The sequence below is a fragment of the Brevibacillus borstelensis genome (assembly GCF_037834415.1).
Taxonomy (GTDB): Bacteria; Bacillota; Bacilli; order Brevibacillales; family Brevibacillaceae; genus Brevibacillus; species Brevibacillus borstelensis_A.
In genome coordinates this window covers 71,866-91,067 of sequence record NZ_JAUMSJ010000005.1, presented here as the reverse complement: position 1 = coordinate 91,067, position 19,202 = coordinate 71,866, and the positions used below count along the sequence as shown (strand labels likewise).

General features: G+C 48.2%; 17 protein-coding genes, 1 pseudogene and 1 other annotated feature. Of the genes and pseudogenes, 15 read left to right on the top strand and 3 right to left on the bottom strand.

The features are described from left to right. Positions 1 to 147: 147 nt before the first annotated feature. The gene (locus tag Q3F21_RS06965) at positions 148 to 918 is read right to left on the bottom strand and encodes an ANT(4')-I family aminoglycoside nucleotidyltransferase (protein ID WP_340250777.1); all 771 of its coding nucleotides are present in this window, start codon (positions 916 to 918) and stop codon (positions 148 to 150) included. A gap of 335 nt (positions 919 to 1,253) precedes the next feature. Between Q3F21_RS06965 and Q3F21_RS06960 the strand changes: the two genes are divergently transcribed. Together Q3F21_RS06960 and ileS are read left to right on the top strand one after the other, a co-directional pair. Then, a complete protein-coding gene (locus tag Q3F21_RS06960) occupies positions 1,254 to 2,846 on the top strand; it encodes a serine hydrolase domain-containing protein (protein WP_340250776.1) in 1,593 nt (530 codons plus the stop codon). A 51-nt stretch (positions 2,847 to 2,897) separates the two neighbouring features. Further along, positions 2,898 to 3,155: a binding site (T-box leader), on the top strand. Positions 3,156 to 3,223: 68 nt separating this feature from the next. Continuing rightward, positions 3,224 to 6,304, top strand: coding sequence for an isoleucine--tRNA ligase (ileS, locus tag Q3F21_RS06955; RefSeq protein WP_340250775.1), 3,081 nt, complete (start codon positions 3,224 to 3,226; stop codon positions 6,302 to 6,304). A gap of 199 nt (positions 6,305 to 6,503) precedes the next feature. On the opposite strand, the gene Q3F21_RS06950 is transcribed toward ileS, so the two are convergent. Beyond that, the gene (locus tag Q3F21_RS06950) at positions 6,504 to 6,824 is read right to left on the bottom strand and encodes a metalloregulator ArsR/SmtB family transcription factor (protein WP_340250773.1); all 321 of its coding nucleotides are present in this window, start codon (positions 6,822 to 6,824) and stop codon (positions 6,504 to 6,506) included. Between the two features lie 124 nt (positions 6,825 to 6,948). After that, positions 6,949 to 7,235, bottom strand: a pseudogene (locus Q3F21_RS06945) (SulP family inorganic anion transporter); the annotation flags it as partial. Positions 7,236 to 7,486: 251 nt separating this feature from the next. On the opposite strand from Q3F21_RS06945, the gene Q3F21_RS06940 reads away from it, so the two are divergent. From Q3F21_RS06940 to Q3F21_RS06880, 13 genes are all read left to right on the top strand, one after another. Then, the gene (locus Q3F21_RS06940; protein ID WP_340250772.1) at positions 7,487 to 8,578 is read left to right on the top strand and encodes an ATP-binding protein; all 1,092 of its coding nucleotides are present in this window, start codon (positions 7,487 to 7,489) and stop codon (positions 8,576 to 8,578) included. Beyond that, positions 8,556 to 9,200 (top strand): response regulator, encoded by a 645-nt coding sequence (locus Q3F21_RS06935; protein WP_340250771.1) that lies wholly within the window; start codon positions 8,556 to 8,558, stop codon positions 9,198 to 9,200. Before Q3F21_RS06940 ends, Q3F21_RS06935 begins: the two co-directional genes overlap by 23 nt. A 190-nt stretch (positions 9,201 to 9,390) precedes the next feature. Then, entirely contained in the window at positions 9,391 to 10,590 is a 1,200-nt protein-coding gene (locus Q3F21_RS06930) for an NAD(P)/FAD-dependent oxidoreductase (RefSeq protein WP_340250769.1), read from the top strand. Between the two features lie 55 nt (positions 10,591 to 10,645). Further along, positions 10,646 to 12,055 carry an MBL fold metallo-hydrolase gene (locus tag Q3F21_RS06925; protein WP_340250767.1) on the top strand — a complete coding sequence of 470 codons (1,410 nt, stop codon included), beginning with the start codon at positions 10,646 to 10,648 and terminating at the stop codon, positions 12,053 to 12,055. A 335-nt stretch (positions 12,056 to 12,390) separates the two neighbouring features. Next, positions 12,391 to 12,960 carry a TetR family transcriptional regulator gene (locus Q3F21_RS06920; RefSeq protein ID WP_340250766.1) on the top strand — a complete coding sequence of 190 codons (570 nt, stop codon included), beginning with the start codon at positions 12,391 to 12,393 and terminating at the stop codon, positions 12,958 to 12,960. Between the two features lie 73 nt (positions 12,961 to 13,033). Next, positions 13,034 to 13,357: a DMT family transporter gene (locus Q3F21_RS06915; protein WP_340250989.1), complete on the top strand. Its 324-nt coding sequence runs from the start codon at positions 13,034 to 13,036 to the stop codon at positions 13,355 to 13,357. After that, positions 13,357 to 13,671 (top strand): DMT family transporter, encoded by a 315-nt coding sequence (locus Q3F21_RS06910; RefSeq protein WP_340250765.1) that lies wholly within the window; start codon positions 13,357 to 13,359, stop codon positions 13,669 to 13,671. Before Q3F21_RS06915 ends, Q3F21_RS06910 begins: the two co-directional genes overlap by 1 nt. Positions 13,672 to 13,971: 300 nt before the next feature. Further along, entirely contained in the window at positions 13,972 to 14,523 is a 552-nt protein-coding gene (locus Q3F21_RS06905; RefSeq protein WP_340250764.1) for an RNA polymerase sigma factor, read from the top strand. Next, entirely contained in the window at positions 14,516 to 15,277 is a 762-nt protein-coding gene (locus tag Q3F21_RS06900; protein ID WP_340250763.1) for a hypothetical protein, read from the top strand. The genes Q3F21_RS06905 and Q3F21_RS06900 overlap by 8 nt, the downstream gene beginning before the upstream one ends. 2 nt (positions 15,278 to 15,279) lie before the next feature. Beyond that, positions 15,280 to 16,155 (top strand): ABC transporter ATP-binding protein, encoded by an 876-nt coding sequence (locus Q3F21_RS06895; RefSeq protein ID WP_340250762.1) that lies wholly within the window; start codon positions 15,280 to 15,282, stop codon positions 16,153 to 16,155. Between the two features lie 5 nt (positions 16,156 to 16,160). After that, positions 16,161 to 17,423: a hypothetical protein gene (locus Q3F21_RS06890; RefSeq protein ID WP_340250761.1), complete on the top strand. Its 1,263-nt coding sequence runs from the start codon at positions 16,161 to 16,163 to the stop codon at positions 17,421 to 17,423. A 173-nt stretch (positions 17,424 to 17,596) separates the two neighbouring features. Next, entirely contained in the window at positions 17,597 to 18,574 is a 978-nt protein-coding gene (locus Q3F21_RS06885) for a hypothetical protein (RefSeq protein WP_340250760.1), read from the top strand. 370 nt (positions 18,575 to 18,944) lie between these two features. Continuing rightward, a complete protein-coding gene (locus Q3F21_RS06880) occupies positions 18,945 to 19,190 on the top strand; it encodes a hypothetical protein (RefSeq protein WP_340250759.1) in 246 nt (81 codons plus the stop codon). The last annotated feature ends 12 nt before the right edge of the window (positions 19,191 to 19,202 follow it).

Here is a 19,202-nt window from a genome sequence, read left to right as displayed (position 1 = left end):
CAATCATGGGTGAAAAACACATTTCCTACGATGTTAAAGTCACCGGGAACTTTTCTATCGCCACAATGGGCCATCAACAAGAACAAACTCTTTTGCCCTCAAGTCATTCCCGGATTCTGCCCGTGCTTGCCCTGACAATTGGCCTTGTCAAAAAGGAATTCGTTCCGAAGTCATTACGTAACCGTATTTTGCTGCCCAATCCACGAGGCCATTCCAGAAATCCTCGCAGACGGTTACGATTTTCGACGGCTCTGCCAATTCGCCGGACATAACCAGCCCGGCTACGTTATCAAATCCTGCCGGACGATCCGGTAGCTGCACTGACTCGGGGAGAACCATTGAGCCAGTGGAGAATAGCTTTCGATTGTGAAGTCCGATCAGCATGGCTCCGGACTGGGCAAACTGCATGGCCAAAAAGGGCAAGTAGGTGTGTGGGCCGTTTAGACTTGCATTTCTAAGCTTTCCAATGAATTCGCACATTTCACCTACGAGGACTTCCTTGATTGTATAGTCGAAGTCATCCTTTGACGGCGATTCTGCCGCTTTTCTTAGCGCCGGAAAAAAGCCTTCCGGATCGTATAAACTGAGCTGGGAAAAGAATGGGCCATGCGTCAGCGGCCATTGCTCTTCAACAGTTGCGGCCATTTTCAAAATAACGTCCGCGCTGCAGACATTCACTTCGGCTTTCCATGGTCCGGTCGACCATTCATGGGTAAATTCAACAGGTTCATTTGATTCGCGCAATACGCAAAACATCTCAATGTCTGAGAAAGGGCCGTCCGTACCTCTGGAGACCGATCCGTAGACCCCGATGGCCAGAAGCTGTTCTCCGTATACCTCGTGCATTCTCGCGGCAATTTCCTGGCACGTTAGAAGCCTTGCCGTTCGAGAAATTTTAACAGGACCATTCATGTTCATTAGCGTACATCTCCCTTTTGTATTTTTTGGCGAGCTGACTCTAACGGCATGAATGGAGGACCACGGGCTTAACGGGGGACTTTCTTTGGATGCATGAGAATTCCTCCTGCGGATCATTTTGTCTAATGGGGATTGTAACCAATCAATGCGACAAAAGCAAGGAAAGTGTCCACTCCATAGAACGAGTCCCAGGTGATTCAGTCTTTGCCTCAATAATTTATTGACTAGCATAAAAACTTTACCCATAATCAAAATTAGGAAAAACAGGAACTATTCCCCTTGATTGAGAAGTTCTTTATTTTGAATCCAATTTAAAATGTGGGGTTGATGTCGACATGATATCCATTGACAGCATTGAGTCAGTCATTCAAAGGACGTTTGACCAAAAAAAGGTCCCGGGCTTTGCCATAGCCGTTGTCAAGGGCGAGGAAATCGTCTACGCCAAAGGCTTCGGCAGCACCAATGTGGAGGAAGGCGGCACACCTGTCACTCCCGATACGATTTTCCGCATCGGCTCTGTAAGCAAGCCGCTCACGGGAAGCGCGATCATGCGGCTGGTCGAAGCAGGGAAGGTGGACCTGGATCAGCCGATCGTGAGCTACATACCCGAATTCCGCCTAAGCGATCCGGAAGCGGCCGGGAAAGTCACCTTGCGGATGCTGCTGAACCACACGGCCGGGTTGCCGGACGGGGGCGACATGGTCGGCAAGAGAGACCCGGAAGCGCTGGAGGAGTACGTGCGGGAAGTCATTCCTCAGCTATCTATGATTGCTCCGCCCGGATTTTTGCACTCGTACAGCAACCACCATCTGAATCTGGCCGGATATGTAGCCGAACGTGTGACAGGTCAGCTTTTTCCCGCGTTCATGAAAGAATGGCTCTTCGACCCGCTCCACATGACCCGGACCATGTACGATCCTCTGGTTGCGATGACATATCCTTTGGCGCTTCCCCATGATCGCCATCCGGACGGAACTTTGCGCGTTCAGCATCACTTCCCGGAAAACGCAGCGAACTACCCGTCCTATTTTGGAATGTCCACGGTTCGCGACATGGCTGCATTCGCCATGATGCAGCTGAACATGGGGCGCGTCGGCGATGTCCAATTTTTGTCTCCCCAGTCCATCGAGGAGATGCATTCGTTCCAGGCGGATCGCTTCACGCTGTCCGGACTCGCGAGCGGGCTGACGTTTTTCAAGGACACCTACAAGGGCGTTTCCATTATCAAGCACGCAGGAGCCATCAGTACGTACAACAGCGCGCTTCTGCTTCAGCCGGAGCATAAAATCGGTATCGTAACGCTCTCGTCCCAAGATTACGGCTGGGATGAGGCGCATGAGATTCTCAGCCTGCTGCTCGAACTGCCTGAAGAGACACCGCAGGTATTCGCGGCAGCGAGCTTCCGAAGGCCGTCTGTGGATCAATCGCGTTGGCAAAGCTATGAGGGGGCATATATCGGTTTTCTCCGGGGCGCGGCCCTTGTCTCCATGTCCGACGCCCAGCTGTTCTTGACATTGAACGGGGAAGAAAGGCCGCTGAATTACGTCAGGGAACATTTCTTCGTCACCTGCGATGACGATAACAACCCGCTTGACAATGTCGGCTTTATTACCGGCGAAGGAGAAGCCGCCCCGTTCATCATGATCAACGGGTCTCCGTGCCAGAGAACGACAGAGGAGCTGTTTCAGTTCGATCCGTCCGTATGGCATGCGTTTGAAGGGAGCTACACAAACGACGTGCTCCATTTTTCGTTCCGTCTCAGGGACAACACACCCGTCTTCATCGATGAAGATACGGAGATCGTCTGTGTACCACTCAAGGACAACCTGTTCTTCGCGGACGGATTTGGGCTTTTGGAGTTTACGGAAGAAAACGGCGCCATGCTCCTGACCATTCAGAACACGTGGCGTTTCTCCAAAGCTTTGTGATTTGACATTTTGTGAAAACTCGTGTAGAAAGGATGTAACTGAATAACTTGACAAAATTCATTGACGAGAAAGAGTAAGCTACTTCCTTGTTCCCCAGAGAGTTGGCCTCGTGCTGAAAGCCAACGTTCAAGACTTAGCCGAAAATCCTCTCCGAGAAGGAAGGCTGAAGATGATCTAGTAAGCTGACCCGGGATCCCGCCGTTAAAAGGGACGCGTATGATGGTACGTAGTATGAGGTGCCGAGAGATTGTATGTCTATGATCATCTCGGAACAAGGGTGGTATCGCGAGATGAAATCTCGTCCCTTATGGGGCGGGATTTTTTGTTTTTCTCGGCTTTCTGAAGTATCGATTTGGATTTGAGAAAGGATGAGAGAGATGAGAAAAGTGGATGGCAAAGAAAAAGCCAGGGCTCGCGACCAGCGGATCCTGAATCAATGGAAACAAGACGGGACTTTTCGAAAATCGATTGACAATCGCGTGGGCAATCCAAACTTTGTGTTTTACGAAGGGCCGCCCACAGCCAATGGACAGCCGCATATCGGCCACGTACTGGGACGCGTCATCAAGGATTTTATCGGGCGTTATAAAACGATGTCCGGGTACAGAGTCGTGCGCAAAGCCGGATGGGACACGCACGGCCTTCCCGTAGAGCTCGGCGTTGAAAAGCAGCTGGGCATTTCCGGGAAACAGGCGATTGAAAACTACGGAGTCGCCAAGTTTGTGGAACAGTGCAAAAGCAGTGTGTTCGAATATGAAAAGCAGTGGCGCGAGCTTACGGAAGGGATCGCGTATTGGACTGACATGGACGATCCTTATGTCACGCTGACCAATGACTACATCGAAACTGTCTGGCAGATTTTGTCCACCATCCATCAAAAGGGACTATTGTACAAAGGGCATCGGGTCAGCCCATATTGTCCTGACTGCCAAACGACGCTAAGCTCCCATGAAGTGGCGCAAGGCTATGAAGACGTGAAAGATTTGAGTGCCACAGTGAAATTCAAAAGCAAAAACGGGAAGGAAATCTTTCTTGCGTGGACGACAACGCCATGGACGCTTCCAGCCAACGTGGCTTTGGCAATCAACAAAGAGATCGACTATGTGCGGGTTAGACAAAACGATGAGGTTTACGTGGTAGCTAAAAACCTTGTGGAAAAAGTCCTGAAAGAGAACTACGAAATCTTGTCTACTCACAAAGGTTCGGAATTCGTAGGAACAGCTTACGAGCCACCGTTTGGATATATCAGGGTAGACAAAGGACATATCGTCGTCGATGCCGGATATGTCAGCGATACAAGCGGTACGGGTATCGTCCATATTGCACCGGCGCACGGAGAAGAAGATTATCGTGCAAGCCGTCAGCACGGGCTGGATTTTGCAAACGTTGTAGACCACGCTGGACGATATGTCGGTCAGGTCACAGATTATGCTGGCCGCTTCGTCAAAGATTGCGACGTCGATATTGTGAAAGACTTGGCGCGTAGAAATTTGCTGTACGCCAAGGAACGCTACGAGCATAGCTATCCTTTTTGCTGGCGCTGCAAATCGCCTCTTCTTTACTACGCTACGGAAAGCTGGTTCATCAAAACGACCGCGATCAAAGAACAGCTTATCGAAAACAACAACAAGATTGATTGGTATCCTTCCCATTTGCGCGAAGGGCGTTTTGGCAAATTTCTGGAGGAGCTCGTCGATTGGAATATCAGCAGGAACCGATACTGGGGAACGCCGCTTAACATCTGGATGTGTCAGGATTGCGGGACCGAGTATGCTCCCGGCAGCGTGAAAGATCTGCGCGAAAAGTCAGTCAGGACAGTAGAGGAAAACCTGGAGCTGCATAAACCTTTTGTGGATGAAGTCAAATTGCGCTGCTCATGTGGTGGAATCATGGAAAGAACGCCCGAGGTGATCGATGTTTGGTTTGACAGCGGATCGATGCCGTTTGCCCAGTATCATCACCCATTCGGCGACGAGAAGCTGTTTCAGGAGCAATACCCTGCCGATATGATCTCCGAAGGGATCGACCAGACGAGAGGCTGGTTTTTCAGCCTGCTGACAGTTTCCACCCTCTACAACGGCAAATCGCCATACAAAGCCGTGATTTCAACGGGGCACGTACTGGATGAGAACGGTCAAAAGATGTCCAAGAGCAAAGGGAATGGCATTAACCCGTGGGAGGTGATCGATGAATTCGGTGCGGATGCGTTCCGCTGGGCTTTCCTGTCCGACAGTGCGCCGTGGAGCAGCAAGCGTTTTTCGAAACGGATCGTGGCCGAAGCGAAGCACAAAGTGATCGATACGATTCATAATGCGCACGCTTTCTACTCGCTGTACGCGACCATCGATGATTACAATCCGGCGGACTACCCGGAGCGAAGGGTAAAAAACGAATTAGATCGCTGGGTGCTTTCGAGGCTCCATTCGACCTTGCAAAATGTCGTAAGCGGTCTGGAAGCATACGACTTTTTGAATCCGGCAAAGAATATAGAAACATTCGTCGACGAGTTGAGCAACTGGTACATCCGGCGCTCACGCGACCGTTTCTGGAGCAGCGGAATGACGGAAGACAAGGTGTCCGCATATCAAACGCTGCACAAAGTGTTAACAACGCTGTCCCGGATGATCGCACCGTATGCCCCGCTTATCGCAGATGACATCTATGGCAATCTCGCCGGGGAGGGAAGCGTTCATCTCACCGACTATCCAAGGGTGGACGCGCAAGCGATCGACAAAACGCTTGAAAGCGACATGGAAACGGCGCGACGCATTGTGGAGCTTGCCCGAAATATACGAAACGAAACCGGAATCAAGACGCGCCAGCCTCTGGCAGAGCTGATCGTTTCCATTGACCGTCCGTTCCATATGAGCAGGTTCGAAAGCATCGTCAAAGATGAACTAAACGTAAAAGAAATCCGGGTCGAGCAAAGCGACAGCAGCTTTACTGCCTACCAGCTTAAACTGAATGCAAGGGTTGCCGGTAAAAAATACGGGAAACTCGCGGGACCGATTCAGCATCATCTGAAACAGCTGTCTGAAGCTGAAGCAAAACATGTCGTGGACAGCGGCTTCTTGGATATCGCTTTATCTGACGAAGCCGTACGTGTTGCACTAGATGAACTGCTTGTAGAAAAGCAGGGCAAGCATGGCTTTGCTTCCGCTTCGGGATACCAATTGCATGTCGCGTTGAATACGACAATCACGGAAGAACTGAAACAAGAGGGGATTGTTCGGGAAGTAGTCCGGGCAATTCAAGATTATCGCAAAAAAATGGATTTGCCGATTGATAAACGAGTGATCCTTACGCTTGATGTCGATGCCGAGCTGAAAGAGGCATTGGAGCGTTTTGATCATGTATTGCGGGAGAACGTGTTGCTTTCGGATGTGAGATTTGCGAAAGAAACGGAGATGGAGACAGTGTCGATCGGCTCCAAAAACTTCCGGTTGCTGATAAGCTGAGAGAGTATAAAAGACTACGCCTCTGTTTTGCAACTGACTTTGAAACCACTGCGGCAAACCAGTCCAACACTTTCTTTTCATGGTGTGGACTGGTTTTCTCAAATACTTCTTTTATATGACAGCCGCTTGCAAACAATATCGACCACAGATACGCTCCCGCGGTCAGAGAGCCAAGCCTCCCGTTGATGGCTGGCGCTCTTTACTTTTGATTGATCTGATCAAACATCGAAATCGTATCGATCAAATGATTGTTAAAGATTCGACGGGCGACAGCCAAAAGTTCAATGATCATCGGATCGCGAAGCGAGTACATCACTTTGTTGCCGTCTTTCGTTCCGTACACGATGTTCTTGCTGCGCAAAACCGCCAGCTGCTGTGAAACCGCGGAGCCCTCCGTCCTCAATAGCTCTTGCAGCGCATTGACGTTTTTGTCACCGTCACAGAGCAGTTCCAGGATACGAATCCGCAAGGAGCGGGGGCCGACATCAGAGCGCAATCCCGGAAGGCAAAATGCCGGCACCCTACACACTTGTTATGACCCAAGTTCGCAAGCGCAAAGTCAATGGCTTCTCCCGTTTGCTCAAAGAAATGTTCTTCCCCGATGTATTCATAAAGTCCAGTGCGCCGAACCACTTCCAGCGGCTCACGGCAATCCCGGCGGTGAACCCGATGGTTACGGGTCGAGGGATAAATTTGATCAAAGCCCCCAGCTTGAAAATCCCCATCAAAACAAGCATAATTCCGGCCAATATCCCGGCAATCAACAAGTTTTCATAGCCGTACTGCATGACAGTGCCAAACAAAATAGGGATAAATGCGCCAGTGGGTCCCCCGATCTGGAATCTCGAGCCCCCCAGCATGGAAATCAAAATTCCTGCGACGATCGTAGTGTAGATGCATACTCCGGTTTCACCCCAGACGCAATAGCAAATTTAGAATATTTGATTATTTGAATATACATAAATATTACGCTTCGTATGCAATGACTGTCAATTCCGACTGCAAGATAAGGGAACCCACCTATACAGGAAAGAGTTTGCGGAGATTACGATAGATGTTGTCCGTCCCGGTCCCGATCGCCATTGTCGGGCGGCTGGGGATTGGTGAAAATGTCCGCAGCTTGGCATAAAATGACTGTAAAAAACTGGTTTCCCCAAAAGCCAATGAACATGGAGGTCCGCCATGCATCGAAGTCCGACTTTGCTTGAACAGTATGCAAAAGAAGGAAAGGAGCTGGAAAGCGGTTATTTGAAGCAAATCTTCGACCACCTGCAGGACGGGATCATCCTCATGGATCAGGAAAGGAGGATTCTGGTGATGAATCCGTCTTCAGAAAAAATGACGGGATGGAAAGTAGGAGAGCAGGTTCCGTACTGTTCTTTCTGTCAGACGCGGAAGCTGGAGGCAGGCGAAGATCGCTGTTACCTAATGGCAAAACGGGAGGTGCCTTACTTTCTTTCGTCGATGCCGACCTATGAGGGGCGATTCGTCGACATGGAAATGAGTACGGCCGTCATTTATGAAAACCGTCAACAAATGAAGCAGGAAGTCCTTTTGGTTCTAAAAGATTTAACAGTAAAGAAAAAAGAAGAGGAAGCCAGGATCTCCAAGCTGGTTCTGCAAAAAACGTTGGAAGCCCAGGAAAACGAACATAAGCGACTGGCTCAGGAACTGCATGATGGTTTGGGACAATCGCTTTATTCTGTTTCTGTGGGCATACAAGCGATTCAATCGCGCATCAAGCAGGAAGGAAAATTCAACGAGTATATGCAGGAGATCGTGGATGAACTGGAAAAAGCGATACGAGACGTCAAGCTCTATTCTCTCCAGCTTCGCCCGCATAGCCTCGATCAGCTCGGTCTGATCCCGACCGTCAAGCACCTTGTCTCCAGCCTGAACAAAACGCATAAAAATGTTTCTATTACGTTTTCTTGCAGTAATGTCTGCGATCGCTTGCAGCCGATTTTGGAAATCAATTTGTACCGGGTCATTCAGGAGGCGCTGCATAATGCCTTGAAATATTCAAAAGCGACTCTGATTGAAGTCATCCTCTCCAAAGAAGAGGCCGACCTGATCCTGATCATTCGGGACAACGGCATCGGGTTTGCCCGCGACCAAGTGCAGGCCGGCCTCGGACTCAAGCATATGGAAGAGAGAGTGGATCAGATGGAGGGCTGCCTCGAGATTCAGTCCGTACTGCAGAGAGGCACGGCGATTCAAGTAAAAGTTGCTTGCAAGGAGGGAGCGGACAGTGATACGGGTACTGCTGGTTGATGACCACACGATGATTCGGAAGGGATTGCGCGTCCTGCTGGAGGGATACCCCGAAATTAAAATTGTCGGAGAAAGCCACAATGGCAGCGACGCCATCCTAAAAACCAGCCAGCTGCAACCGGATGTCGTCTTGATGGATTTGTCGATGCCGAATGGATTGGATGGATTTACAGCCAGCAAACAGATCCGGAATCAGCATCCATCCGTAAAAATTGTCATGTTAACCATGCATGACGAAGAAATTTTCGTCCAGCAAGCTGTCAAGGTTGGCGCTCACGGGTACATACTCAAGAACAGCCATGGCGAGCTGCTTTTTCAAGCGATTGTTGGAGTGTACCAGGGAAAGCACTTTTACAAAACATCCATTTCGCAAGAGATCATCAGGCAGTGGTTCCGGTCACAGTCCAAAGAGCCGTCTTCCGTATTGACCATTCGGGAAAAGGAAATCGTCAGGCTGATCGCATTGGGCTACAGCAACAAAGAGATTGCCGAAAAACTGGCGATCAGCGTCAAAACCGTGGAAAATCACAAGTCAAACATCAAGCAGAAATTGCAGGTGGATTCGAAACATGAACTGATCCTGTACGCGCTCAAAAACAAATATCTGGAACTTGCTCTATAGTCGTATTGCCCCTCTCCGTTTGCCACGGCAAATAAGAGGGCTTTTCTTTTTGCCGACAGGACGTGCGTGAATGTAGGGGAGTTCCCCTATATGGAACTGACAAACCCGAAAATAAACTGGAGAAAGAGATGTACATCTCATCATCCAAGCATAGACACAAATCAAAAAAAGCGTGCCAAGGGAGGGAAACATGACAAGCCAAATGCATTATTCTGTTGTCGTTGTAGGGGCCGGGACCGCTGGCATCTCCGTGGCTGCCCGTTTTATCAGGGGCGCCAGGAAGCTCAAAGGACGCATCGCCGTCATTGATCCAGAAACAAAGCACTATTATCAGCCCTTGTGGACATTGGTCGGGGGAGGAGCCGCGAAGAAGGAGGAGTCGGAGCGCGAACTAGCCTCCCTGATCCCCCGTGGCGTCGATTGGATTCGCGATGCGGTCACAGAGTTTCAACCACAGCAGAATACGCTGCTTACGAAACAGGGAACGGTTTACTCCTACGATTATCTCGTCGTGTCCGCCGGGCTCCAAATCAATTGGGACGGGGTCAAAGGATTAAGGGACGCTGTCGGGAAAAACGGCGTTTGCAGCAACTACTCGTACCAAACGGTCGACAGCACATGGGAAAGCATCAGGAACTTCAAAGGCGGCACCGCCATTTTTACGCATCCGAATTCTCCCGTGAAGTGCGGGGGAGCGCCGCAGAAAATTATGTACTTGGCCGATGACTTTTTCCGCAGGACGAATGTCCGCAATCAGTCGCAAATTATTTTTGCCTCGGCGAAGTCAACCATTTTCGATGTCGCGAAATACGCAAATACACTTGACAAGGTCGTCCAGCGCAAGAACATACGCACAATGTACAAAAGAAACCTGATCGAAGTGCGTCCGGGAACAAGAGAAGCCGTGTTTGAGAACCTGGATACCAAGGAACAGGAAGTAGTGAAGTACGACATGCTCCATGCGACCCCGCCGATGAAAGCGCCCGATTTCATAGAGGACAGCCCATTGGCGGATGCGGGAGGCTGGGTCGACGTCGATCCGTACACGCTGCAGCACAAAACATTTGCCAATGTATTCGGTATTGGCGACTGTGCCAATCTCCCGACCTCCAAAACAGGGGCGGCGATTCGCAAACAAGCTCCGGTTGTTGTCCAAAACATTCTTTCTTTGATGAACGGCGCACCTTTGCACGCGAAGTACGACGGGTATACCTCTTGTCCGCTGGTCACGGGGTACAACAAATTGGTGCTGGCCGAATTTGACTACAATCAGGAGCCGCGAGAAACGTTTCCGTTTGATCAGTCCAAGGAGCGGTTCAGCATGTACCTGCTGAAAAGAAATGTGCTTCCCATTATGTACTGGAATGGCATGTTGAAAGGGCTGATGTAAGAGACAGTTTTCCATTCTTGCGGAAAATAAGACGAAGAAAGAAGGGAAATACACCATGCTGTTGCGTTACTTTTACGACGACAAACTGGCCCATGCATCCTATTTGGTGGGCTGTCAAAAAACTGGAGAAGCGATTGTGATCGACCCGAGCCGCCATTTGGAACCATACGTTCAAGCAGCCAAAGCGGAAGGAGTGACGATCGTAGCAGCCACAGAAACGCATATTCACGCCGACTTTGTCTCAGGTGTCCGCGAGCTTGGCGTTGCTCACAAAGCGAAGCTGTATCTTTCCGATGAAGGCGGAGCGGACTGGAAATATCAATATGCCGATAGCCTCAACCACCAGTTCCTGCGGGATGGGGATCGTTTCACGGTCGGCAATCTCCTTTTCGAGGTCATGCACACGCCGGGCCACACACCGGAAAGCATTTCATTCCTGTTGACGGACCGCGGAGGAAATGCCGATCGTCCCATTGGCATTTTTACCGGGGACTTCGTCTTTGCAGGAGATATCGGAAGACCCGACTTGCTCGAGAAAGCGGCGGGCGTCAAGGGAGCCTCCGACTCGGGGGCCAGAGCAATGTTCAAATCCTTGTCGAAGTTTAAGCAGCTGCCGGATTATCTGCAGGTTTGGCCGGCTCATGGCGCAGGCAGCGCTTGCGGCAAAGCGTTGGGGGCCGTCCCGTCTTCGACCGTGGGTTACGAAAAGCTGTTTAACTGGGCGATGTCTTACACGGACGAGGAGGAATTCGTACAAGCGCTGCTTGATGGACAACCGGAGCCTCCCAAATATTTTGCCGTGATGAAGCGCGTCAATAAAGAAGGCCCTGCGTTGCTTGAAGATCTTTTTTCTGTGACGGAAATTGCATCGCTGGAAGAGATAAAAAAGCTGCTCGGAGCCGAACAAATTGTAGATACGCGCAACGCGCAGGAATTTGCACAGGGGCATGTTGAAGGAACACTAAACATTCCTTGGAACAAGAGCTTTGCCAATTGGGCTGGGTGGATTATCGATTATGACCGTCCGTTGTACCTGCTGACCAGTCCGGACCAACTCGATCAAATCCTGAGAGCGCTGCGTTCAGTGGGGATTGACAATGTAGCAGGATATATCGAATTTGGGAAAGTTCTCTCCAGCGGTGCCTTTTCGCACGAATCGTACGCCGAGGTTACCCCCCTGGAGATCGCAAAAGACGTGGAGTCAGGAAACGTACACGTCATCGATGTACGAAGTCTGAGCGAATGGAAGGAAGGCCACATTCCAAATGCGCAGCATATCATGCTCGGAACGCTGCCAAGACGTCTGGATGAAATCCCCAAGGATAAGCCCATTCTCATGCAATGCCGTTCAGGCGCTCGTTCCGCCATCGCCGCAAGCATCCTGCAGGCAAACGGATTCAAGCAAGTGTTGAACTTGGGCGGTGGCTTCTTGCAATGGCAAAGAGACGGTTTGGTTCATGTGTAACCGGTGTCCAGCCGGGTAAACTTGACTGGGGATCATTGGATAAGCAAGAAGCAGGTATCTGCAGCTCCAGACCCTTCTTGGCCGCATGTGCTTCGACCACTGCCATGCAGCACCCCCAACGTCGCAGGGGGACGCTCACGTTCAGAAAGAGTCGGTGGAACCCTTTGGGGGGAAACCGACTTATGCTTCTTCCAACGTGCGAAAAAAAGGCATACCTGTTTTTGGCCAAAATCTTTAATGGGCGGGCCTCGTCCTTGTTCATGGGTGATTGACTTTTGCGAATCCACACGATAAAATGAATGATGTTCAGTCATTTTTGTTGGAGGTTCAGCAATATGGACAAAAAGGAAAAGATCGTTCAAGCGTCCATCGAGGTTTTTAAAGAGAAAGGCATTGAAAAAACCAAAATAGCAGACATTGTAAAAAAAGCGGAGATTGCCCAGGGGACGTTTTATCTCTATTTTCCCTCTAAGTTATCTGTGATGCCTGCAATTGCGGAGAAAATCGTTTTGCAATTTATGAAAAAAATTGAAGCTGCCGTTTCCGTTGAAGATCCTTTAAAAGAACAACTGAGCCAATTGGTGGATGCCATCTTTCAGGTGACGGGTGAATTTCGCGATGTGACCGTTCTTGTCTATGCAGGTCTGTCAACAACAGAACATATAAGCGAGTGGGAGACAATATACACGTCGCTGTACGATTTGGTAGCTTCCCTGATCGAAACAAGCAAAGAACGCCGTCTGGTTCGCGAAACGGTAGATGCAGCCCGTACGGCCAGACTAGTGCTTGGGCTGATTGAATCAGCCGCGGAGCAAGTGTTTTTGTATGATGCGTACGACCCTCAAAACGAAGCCAATCAAAAGGCTGAATTACTGACATTTTTAGAGCATGCTTTGCGCCCATAAAGTGTGCCGAATCTTAAACAAAAATGACTGAATATCATTCATTTGGAGGTGCTTGGAATTGAATAAATACTGGATGTATGTCGTCATTACGTGTTTGCTCGAGATGGTTTGGGTTTTTGGATTTCGTACAGCGGAATCTTCATGGCAATGGGCACTTGTGGTAGGTGTGATTTTCATCGATTTTTATTTTCTTTCAAAATCCTGTGAACAGTTGCCGACCGGAACCGTCTATGCGGTATTCGCTGGGGTAGGATCTATCGGGACTGTATTGATGGATTCCTTCTTCTTTGGCGGAAGTTTGAATGTGCTCACATTGATTTTTATCGGGCTGCTTGTGACTGGAGTTGTTGGTTTAAAGCTGGCGGATAATAAAGGGGAAGAAAGGATGCATGCATAATGGGGTGGTTGTTTGTTACGATTGCTGCAATCAGTGAAATCGTCGGTGTCGTCGGCTTGAAGCTGTTCAGCCAGAGAAAGAACCTCCGCAATGGGGGACTATTCGTCGGCGGGTTTGCCTTGTCATTTGCCTTCCTGTATCAGGCATTTGGTTACTTGCAATTGAGTATCGCTTATGCTGTCTGGATTGGTATCGGAACAGCAGGTGCCGTCCTGATCAATATGATCTTTTTCGGCGAATCCAGAAGCGCGACGCGCATTGTCAGCTTGCTGCTCATCATTATTGGCGTTACAGGTTTGAAGCTTGTTTCTTAAAAGAACAAACAAGAAATTTTGCACCAATACTGCTGTAATTGACATGAGCATTCCAACATTCAACCCTTTGAAATTCAAGGGTTGTTTCTTTTTTGTTGCAGCGTCTTGCTCATTTTATATTTGATAGAAACATCGTAGCATACTCAGCCGATGAGTATCAGAAGTCGATATCTGTGCAACATTTTGAAAAAACTTCGACTTATTTAAAACTTTCTTTGACTGGCGTCAAACTATTCCTGGACTTTTTACGGATATACTTTCAGGAGGCCATGAATCAACGAAAGAAGCATGAGGTGAAGTATGGATAGTGAAATGCGCTGGATTGAAAGAATTAAGAATGACGCCAGCCGGTCTGCGGCGAACAAACTCGTTTCGAAATATTACAAAGAAATGTACGCGTTTATTTATAAACAAACACTAGATGGTGAGTTGTCCCTTGATCTCACTCAGGAAATTTTTATTAGCGTCCTGAAGTCAATCAAGAATTACGACAGTGAGAAGGCCTCATTCCGAACTTGGCTCTACAAGCTGGCATCCAACCGGCTGATCGATTTTTACAGGTCGCGCAGCTACAAAGATGCGAAACTCGTCCAACCGATCGAAGATTACGAGTTTGAAGATGACCAGGATATGGCCGTTTCGCTTGAGTACAAAGAGGATTTTGCGAAAATCACAGCGCTTGTCAATGAGCTGGATGCAGCCTCGCAGCATATCGTCCGGCTTAAGCTGTTCGGGGAATACACGTTTCAGGAAATCGCTGCCATCGAGAAAATCCCGCAGTCGACGGTAAAAACGAAGTACTATGGCGCCTTGAAGCAGATTAGAAAGGGGATGGAGGAACACCATGGATAAGGAAAAATTTCATATTCCCATGCCGGATGAACGGACGATACAAGCTCAAATCGAGCAAATTGTGATGGGAGGCGTCAAACCAAAGGAAACGTTTTTCTCTTATCTGAGAGAAATGTACGGGCGAGTCGGGATCAGACACTTGTTTTGGGACCGTACAGAACTCGTTGTCATCCTGGTTGCGGCTATCGCCTTATTAAGTGCAAGTACTGCTTTCATTGGCCTTGAACCAGTCCGTGCAAGGGTGCATGATATGTACGCTTTTATCTTTTTGGTCTCGCCTGTCTTGTTTCTGAGCCTTTCGCTCTATACGTATGCAACGAAAATCAGGAATGGCACCTACGAAGTTGAAATGTCGTGCAGATATCATGTGTACCAAGTCATCGCCTTCCGGATGCTGTTTTTCAGCGTAGTATCCATTTTGGTCAATACGGTGATGATTTCTTTCATGGCCATGGTGTATGACATTTCATTTTTCCGAGCATTTATGGTTTCCATTACAGGACTGTTCATCTTTTCCATCCTGTTCCTGTACGCCATGATGCAGCGGCGTTCGACGGCTGTCCTGGCCGCGACGATTCTCGTGTGGACCTTCGGCAATCTGCTCCTGCAATATGTGGACCACAAGCTGTACAGCGAGGTTCTCCTTAACTTGCCGCTGTTTGTCTATGCGCTTGTCATCATCGGAAGCATTTTGATTTATGGGAAGTATTTGAATACATTCGTTCATCGCAAGCATATGGAGGAGGCTTTCTGAACATGATCATCGTGAAAAACGTGAGCAAACACTATGGGAACTTCTGTGCCCTGCAGCATATTCAGTTGGAGTTGAAAAACGGAGTATATGGGCTGTTGGCTCCAAATGGCGCCGGGAAAACGACGTTAATCAAGATGCTGGCGACCCTGATTTCGCCAAGCGAAGGGGAAATTCTTTATGACGGGAAAAACATCTTTGATTTGGATGAAGAGTACCGCGCATTGCTCGGGTACCTGCCGCAGCAGTTCGGCTACTACAAAAACTATTCGCCAAAACAATACTTACTGTACTTGGCCGCATTAAAGGGAATTGGGAAAAAAGAGGCGGATCGGATGATAGCGGAACTGTTGGAGAAAGTGGCATTAAGCGATGTAGTCAATAAAAAAATGAGAAAATTTTCAGGGGGGATGATTCAGCGTGTCGGAATCGCGCAGGCTCTCTTAAATAACCCGAAAATCCTTATCTTGGACGAGCCTACCGCAGGACTGGACCCAAAAGAGCGGGCCAGATTCCGGAACCTGCTCACGGGGCTTGCAAGAGATCGGCTCGTAATCATCTCGACTCACATCGTATCGGACATTGAATCGATCGCCAACGAAGTGATTATGATTAAAAATCGGCAAATTCGTTATAAAGACTCGGTGGCAAACATTTGCGAGACACTTGACGGGCATGTTTATGAGACATCCATCGATTTCGAGCGGTTAGACGAGTTCAGAAAGCTGTATGTCGTACTGTCTGAGAAACAGGAACGCGGAAAAATGATCATCCGGTTTATCCATAAAGGCAGGGCAGAAGCAGAGTGGAGGCCGGCAGCGCCTAGCCTGGAAGATGTTTTCCTTTACGAATACGGCGATGAATTACCCGCGAAAGTGTGATCGCAATGAGAATCATTTTTCACGAATGCAAAAAAGCGTTTTCGTCGCCGATTCTGGTTGCACTGCTCCTTTTATTTGCGAGCTTCAACATATTTTTGATTTTCAGTCATTCTGATCTGAAGGAAGAATTGCAGGTCGCCAATGAATTGACAGAAACCTATGGAGGGAAGATTACTCCCGAGTCCTGGCACCGGTTCAAACAGGATTTGCAAGCGGATCTTGTCAAGCTGAATGAAATCACCCGAAAAAAATCCGGGCGCGATTTTCATAGCGTTCATGAATTTTTAGACAGCTTGCATAGTAAAGACCGTGATCTTTACAGCCGACAAGAATGGACTTTCTTTACTCGATTACAGGTAAAGGAGATGTATTTCGCTCTGGCAAACAGTATCGACAGCCAATACAGCCAGCTTGATTGGAGAAAGATTGCCGAGTTGGAAGTGGAGAAGTACCAATTGAGCGGAAGCGCGGCAATGGCATTGTTAGATGGATACGATCAACTTTCGCAGCGGTTTGAACAAATGAAAGAAAATGGCGAGCATAAACAGTGGTTTTTGGCAGGCAAGCCGTATAGGATGCACAGCTTTTTGTTTCGAACCATGTTCGGGCATCTGATCTTTGAAGCGCTGATATTGATTGTCCTGGCGACGGCTTTGATCAGTAATTTCGAGTTTGAAAACGGAACGCATCTTGTCACCTACTCAACAAAAAGAGGGCGTGGCTTGATGCCAGATAAACTGGCCGCTTCTTTATTAACGGCAACCGCAATTACCGCTATTTTGTTATTCGGGACCCTCGGTGCTTTTTTCTCGGTGTTCGATTACTCCAGTCTTTGGGGAAGTTCGATAAGCAGCGCGTTTAACTGGGAGTATAATCTCCCTTATGTGTCCTGGTGGAATATGTCATTTGCAACGTTTCTTTTTTGTAGCATTCTGCTCGTCTATGCGTGCATGCTTTTATTTTCTGCCATTGCGTTTGCCATCTCGCTTTTTGTGAAGAACAATTATTTCACATTCTTCCTCTGTGCCGCCGGCTTTGCGATTGCTCTTTTGCTCCCGGGCTTTATGCCTTCTTTTGCGAGTTTGATGCTAATCACTGGATTCAATCCAGCCGTGCTGGTGATGAACCCGCATATGTTCTTTATGGGCAACAGCGGTCTTACGATGTTTAAGCATTATGAAACGATTACGGTCGGTGTTTGGACGATGATCGCCAGCGCTTTCTGCTGCATCAGCGTGAAGACATGCAAGAAACAAGATATACAGTAAGGAGAAAAGTCATGCCCATTTTATTCCATGAAATAAAGAAAATACTTACGTGGAAAATACTGCTCTTGCTTTTCATCGCGAATTCTCTTGTGTATTTCCTTTTCATAGACTTTTATCTTGCTTATTTCCCTAATGGAAGACCGTCTCTTGACTCGTATCGGATAGGGGTCGAGATGATTGAAAAGTACGGAACTCAGATGGATGAACAAGAATTCGCGGATTTCAAAAAAATCTATGATGAGCGAGTAAAGCAAGCGGATCAGTATGTGCAATCCAGAAAAGAATTTACGGATGCAGGCATTCAATCTTATGCAGACTTTTTGAAGATTGATCTGGACAACAAAGAGCAAGACGCACTGTTTACGAAAGTCATGTTCAAAGATAAAGTCGATTTGTTTTGGGAGCTTACAGAGAGAGGGAGATTGATAGAGTTTTACGAAACCCGGGAAAAGAGCCTGGATGGTTATCTAAATAAGGCATCTTCACAGCAAAAGGAACGGTTCCTTGCATTGAAGGAAGCAGAGCACTATCCAGTCTATCCAGAAGTGGCAATCGAGAACTTCAAAAGCTATATTTCGCGTGTCGCGATTGCTGTTATTTTGAGCGTGGTACTGGTCATTTCACCGGTTTTTTTGAAAGATCGTTCGAATCGGGTGCTGGAATTGCAGTATGCAACGAAAAAGGGACGGAATGTATATAAAACCAAAGCTGCCGCAGGAATGATTTCCGCCTTTATCGTGATGACAACCTTGCTGCTTATTTATTTCGGTCTTTACTCGTTAAACCGTACATCCATGTTTTTCAAAGTTCCGCTCCATATGTTTATTGAAAATTACTCCTGGTACGATCCGACGTTTTTCCAGTATATGATATTGTCAGCCGTTGGAGTCTACATTCTCGGGTTCGTTTTCGCTCTGCTGGCTATGTCCTTTTCAAGCATCATGCCGAATTTTGTTTCCTTGATTGCCATACAAATTCCGTTTTTTATTGCCATGATCGCCTACGGGCTGTCTTATTTGATCGTACGCATCATAAGTATATGGGTACCTAAATGGGTAGTTCCCACCTCGTACTTTGCGATGGGTGCAATCAGCGTCCTCTTTCTTATTCTCATGTGGAAGCGAGAGGAGAAGAGGGATATCGTTATCTAACGAAGAACAGCACAGATTCGGAGCGGCAACTTATACCCTATACGGTCGACAATGCATTTATTCGTTCTGCTCCAAGCCGCAACCGATCTGTTCGGGGCAATTGTTCGGTTTTACGACTAATTGTGCACAGCAGTTTGTGGAAACGATCAAATCCAGTCTGTTTTTGGCGTGCGAATGCCAGCTATATCTGTCCCCCATACCACCTAGAACAACCGGGTGGTTTTTTCATATTTACGAGCAGGAACCCTTCCTTGCTTGCAGGTCTGGGATAAATCTAAGAATGAAAGGGGCCCTATTACTAGCGACCGCTGTCAGATTTTGACTAAAAGTTTCAAAGGGAAATTTATTTACAATAAATAAATGGTATATTTTGTATATTGTCTACGAAATCGCCGTACACATTATGTATGTACATTTGGGGATTTATCTTTTCTACACGATTCAATATGCGATGCTGGCCGTGCTGGGCGCGATGCTCGATACCGGCGTCCCGAGTATTGTGTACGCAATCTGCTCTTACGCAGTGGTGATCCAATTCTTCGCGATTCTCCACGCGATCATACGGACGTTTCCCTATCACAACCATTTTTGCTTGCGCTCTTGTCAGTTGTTCTAGTAAAAACAGCCC